Source organism: Kitasatospora sp. NPDC024654 (assembly GCF_055559155.1).
The window spans coordinates 90,783-95,296 of sequence record NZ_JBVHLF010000001.1 but is presented as its reverse complement, the minus strand read 5'-3'; the positions used below and the strand labels follow the sequence as shown (position 1 = coordinate 95,296).

General features: G+C 69.7%; 5 protein-coding genes. All 5 read right to left on the bottom strand.

Translation table 11 applies throughout. From position 1 onward, the window contains the following. Positions 1 to 210: 210 nt before the first annotated feature. Positions 211 to 546, bottom strand: a complete 336-nt coding sequence (locus ACZ38L_RS00395; RefSeq protein WP_035841977.1) for an RNA polymerase-binding protein RbpA — start codon at positions 544 to 546, stop codon at positions 211 to 213. A gap of 181 nt (positions 547 to 727) precedes the next feature. Further along, entirely contained in the window at positions 728 to 964 is a 237-nt protein-coding gene (gene secG / locus ACZ38L_RS00390) for a preprotein translocase subunit SecG (RefSeq protein ID WP_396560697.1), read from the bottom strand. 100 nt (positions 965 to 1,064) lie between these two features. After that, positions 1,065 to 1,850 (bottom strand): triose-phosphate isomerase, encoded by a 786-nt coding sequence (gene tpiA / locus ACZ38L_RS00385; protein ID WP_396560112.1) that lies wholly within the window; start codon positions 1,848 to 1,850, stop codon positions 1,065 to 1,067. A 4-nt stretch (positions 1,851 to 1,854) separates the two neighbouring features. Beyond that, on the bottom strand, positions 1,855 to 3,060 hold the full coding sequence (locus tag ACZ38L_RS00380) for a phosphoglycerate kinase (protein ID WP_465687737.1): 1,206 nt from the start codon (positions 3,058 to 3,060) through the stop codon (positions 1,855 to 1,857). Between the two features lie 152 nt (positions 3,061 to 3,212). Continuing rightward, a complete protein-coding gene (gene gap, locus ACZ38L_RS00375; RefSeq protein WP_396560108.1) occupies positions 3,213 to 4,217 on the bottom strand; it encodes a type I glyceraldehyde-3-phosphate dehydrogenase in 1,005 nt (334 codons plus the stop codon). Positions 4,218 to 4,514 lie beyond the last annotated feature (297 nt).

Genomic DNA, 4,514 nt, shown 5'->3' with positions numbered 1-4,514 from the left:
GGGAGGCGACGAAACCATCTCCAGGTTTTGGTGGGGGGACAGATGGGAGAGGAGCACGCCCCCGCCCCGCCCCCACCCGTGGTCGGGGGGGGGGGGGGGGGTCCCCCCCCCCCCCCCCCCGACGAGCAGGAGGGGCCCAGGGCCTCGGCCTGATGGGAGAGCAACGGGCGCCGGACCCCCCTCGGGGGTCGGGCGCCCGTTCTCGTCGTCTCAGATCTCGCCGCGCAGCTTGGCCAGCGCCTCGGCGAGGATCGCCTCGCCGTCCGCGTCCGTGCGCCGCTCGCGCACGTACGCCAGGTGCGTCTTGTAGGGCTCGTTGCGCGAGGGCGCCGGCGGGTTGTGCTCGTCCTGCCCGGCCGGGAAACCGCACCGCGGGCAGTCCCAGGTGTCCGGGATGACGGCCTCGGCGGCGAAGCTCGGGCGCGTCTCGTGCTTGTTGGCGCACCAGAAGGAGATCCGGTTGCGCGGAGCGGACTCGCCGCGCTCCGCCTCACCCATCGGGCCGGCCCCGACCCTGCTGCCACGGATGGCGTTGCCACTTGCCACGGTCTGACTCCCTGCGTGCCGCTGTCCGCCTGGTCGGCCCAGGCGCTGCCGGCCGTGCCCTGGGGGGACCGGCCTCACGTACTCCCGCCGACCGGCCGCCCGCTGCGGACGGTGGCAAGTTGTCCCAGTGTACGGAGCCGATAAGGATCTGTCCGCACCGCCTGCGAAGCTTGAGGGACGGTCAGCTCTTGGTCTTGATGAGCAGCCCGAGCACGACGATGCAGGCGAACCAGCAGAGGCCGACGATGATCGTGATGCGGTCGAGGTTGCGCTCCGCGACGGCCGAACCGCCGCCGGCCGACATCGCGCCGCCGCCGAACATGTCGGACAGGCCGCCACCCTTGCCCTTGTGCAGCAGCACGAGAAGGATCATCAGCAGGCTGAAGATGATCAGGGCAATCGAGAACCCGGTAACCAACACGACGGGACCAACTCTCTCGTTCACTGGCTCATTGGCGAAGGGGCCGGACCGCCGAAGAAGGCGGTCCAGCCCCAAAGACTACGTTGCCGCGGGGGCGTTAGCCTACCGCCTGCTCCCGGTACCGCACGATCTTGACGAACTCGTCGGCGTCCAGCGAGGCACCGCCGATCAGGCCGCCGTCGATGTCCGGCTTGGCCATCAGGCCCGGCGCGCTCGCCGCCTTCATCGAACCGCCGTACAGCACGCGGACCTTGCCGGCCAGCTCGGCGTCGTAGAGCTCCGCGATCCGGGCCCGGATCGCGGCGCAGACCTCCTGCGCGTCCTCCGGGGTGGCCACCTCGCCGGTGCCGATCGCCCAGACCGGCTCGTAGGCGACGACGATCTGCTCGGCGTGCGCGGCCGGCACCCCGGCCAGCGCGCCGTCCAGCTGGGCCAGCGTGTACTCGACGTGGGTCCCGGCCTTGCGGATGTCCAGCGGCTCGCCGACGCAGAGGATCGGCACGATGCCGTTCCGGAAGGCGGCCTTGACCTTGGCGTTGACGATCTCCTCGTTCTCGCCGTGGTACTGCCGGCGCTCCGAGTGGCCGATCACCGCGTAGGTGCACTTGAGCTTGGCCAGCATCGGGCCGGAGACCTCACCGGTGTAGGCACCGGAGTCGTGCGCCGAGATGTCCTGGGCGCCGTACTTGATCTTCAGCTTGTCGCCGTCCACCAGGGTCTGCACCGAGCGCAGGTCGGTGAAAGGGGTCAGCACCGCGACCTCGACGGCCTCGTAGTCCTTGTCGGCCAGCGCGAAGGCCAGCTTCTGGGTGTGCTGGATGGCCTCGAGGTGGTTGAGGTTCATCTTCCAGTTGCCCGCCATCAGCGGGAGACGGTCACTCACAGGTTCAGCCTTCCAGTGCGGCGAGACCGGGCAGGATCTTGCCCTCCAGGTATTCCAGGCTCGCGCCACCGCCGGTCGAGATGTGCCCGAACTTCGTCTCGTCGAAGCCCAGGATGCGGACGGCCGCGGCGGAGTCGCCGCCGCCGACCACGGTGAACGCGTCGCTGTCGGTCAGCGCCTGCGCGACGGCCTTGCAGCCCTCGGCGAAGGTCGGGTGCTCGAAGACGCCCAGCGGGCCGTTCCAGAACACCGTCCGCGCGTCGGCCAGCTTCTCGGCGAACAGCTCGCGGGTCTTCGGGCCGATGTCCAGGCCCTCCTTGGTGGCCGGGATCTTGTCCGCGTCGACCACCTCGTAGTCCGGCACCGGGGCGTGCGTCTTGGTGTCCGGGAAGTGCGCGGAGACCGCGACGTCCACCGGGAGCACGAACTCGACGTTGTTGGCCTTCGCCCGCTCCAGGTACTCCAGCACGACCGGGATCTGGTCCTCCTGCAGCAGCGAGATGCCCACCTCGTGGCCCAGTGCCTTGAGGAAGGTGTACGCCATGCCGCCGCCGACCAGGATCTTGTCGGCCTTGCCCAGCAGGTTGTCGATCACCGCGAGCTTGTCGGAGACCTTGGCCCCGCCGAGCACCACCACGTACGGGCGGGCGACGTCCTCGGTGAGCTTCTTGAGGACGCCGACCTCCTTCTCGATCAGCAGGCCGGCCGCGTGCGGCAGCCGGGCCGGCAGGTCGTAGACCGAGGCGTGCTTGCGGTGCACGGCACCGAAGCCGTCGCCGACGTAACGGTCGGCCAGCGCCGCCAGCTGGTCGGCGAAGGCGCCGCGCTCGGCGTCGTCCTTGCTGGTCTCGCCGGCGTTGAAGCGCAGGTTCTCCAGCAACGTGACCTCGCCGTCGGCCAGGGCGGCGACGGTGGCCTTCGCGCTGTCACCCACGGTGTCGGTCGCGAAGGCGACCGGCTTGCCGAGGATCTCGCCGAGGCGGACGGCCACCGGCGCGAGCGAGTACTGCGGGTCCGGCTCACCCTTGGGGCGGCCGAGGTGGGAGGCGACGATCACCTTGGCGCCGCGCTCCAGCAGCTTGGTGATGGTCGGGGCGACGGCACGGATCCGGCCGTCGTCGGTGATGCGGCCGCCGGACAGCGGCACGTTCAGGTCGGCGCGGACGAACACCCGCTGGCCGGCCACATCGAGGTCGTCGATGGTCTTCACGGTTCGGTCTCCTGGGGAGGGGTGGCGCTGAAGGGCGGCACAGCGCCGGGCCGCCGGGGAAAGCGTGAGGGATGAGGGTGGGCAGAACCAGGGCCCGGAGGCGGCATCGCCGTCCGGGCCCTGGTTCTCACATCACGTCAGCTCCCGCTGTGTCAGAGCTGGCCACCGACGAGGGTGGTCAGGTTGACGAGGCGGTTCGAGTAGCCCCACTCGTTGTCGTACCAACCGAAGACCTTGACCTGGTTGCCCTGGACCATGGTCATCAGCGAGTCGAAGATGGTGGAGAACGGCGAGTTCACGATGTCGGAGGAGACGATCGGGTCCTCGGTGTACTGCAGGATGCCCTTGAGGCTGCCCTCGGAGGCCTTCTGGAAGGCCGCGTTGACCTCCTCGACGGTGACGTCGCGCTCCAGGGTGACCACCAGGTCGGTGATCGAACCGGTCGGGACCGGGACGCGCAGCGAGGTGCCGTCCAGCTTGCCCTTCAGCTCCGGCAGGACCAGCGCGGTGGCCTTGGCGGCACCGGTCGAGGTCGGGATGATGTTCAGCGAGGCGGCGCGGGCGCGGCGCAGGTCCTTGTGCGGGAAGTCCAGGGTGACCTGGTCGTTGGTGAACGCGTGGACCGTGGTCATCAGGCCCTTGACGATGCCGAAGTTCTCGTTCAGCACCTTCGCCAGCGGCGCCACGCAGTTGGTGGTGCAGGAGGCGTTGGAGATGACGGTGTGCTTCTCGGCGTCGTACTTGTCGTCGTTGACGCCCATCACGATGGTGACGTCCTCGTCGGTGGCGGGCGCCGAGATGATGACCTTCTTGGCACCGGCGGTGACGTGCTTGCGAGCCGCCTCGGCCTTGGTGAAGATGCCGGTGGACTCGATCACGACGTCCGCGCCCAGCTCGCCCCAGGGGAGGTTGGCCGGGTCACGCTCGGCGATGACCTTGAAGGTCTTGCCGTCGACCGTGATGCTGTCGGCGGTGTGCGAGACCTCACCCTGGAAGGTGCCCAGGATGGAGTCGTACTTGAGCAGGTGAGCCAGGGTCTTGGTGTCGGTCAGGTCGTTGACGCCGACGATCTCGATGTCCGCGCCCTGGGCCTTAACCGCACGGAAGAAGTTGCGGCCAATGCGGCCGAATCCGTTGATGCCTACCCGGATCGTCACGAACCGATCTCCTCTGAGGTACGCCGGGCTATGCCGACGGGGTTGGAATTGGGATGTCCCCGACCACCCATGACCCTACCTCCCTGGGCAGTGGGTGAGCACATCCGGCCAGGGTCAAGCCCCTGGCGTGGCGCCCCCCGGCGCGTGCTCCGGCAGGTGCGGCCCACGCCCGTACGGCAGTTGGCAACCGGGGCCGGAACGCGGGGGGGGGGGGGGGGGGGGGGGGAGGGGGGGGGGGGGGGGGGGGGGGGTGGGGGGGGTGGGGGGGTAGGGGGGGGGAGAGGGGAGGGCTGTTTC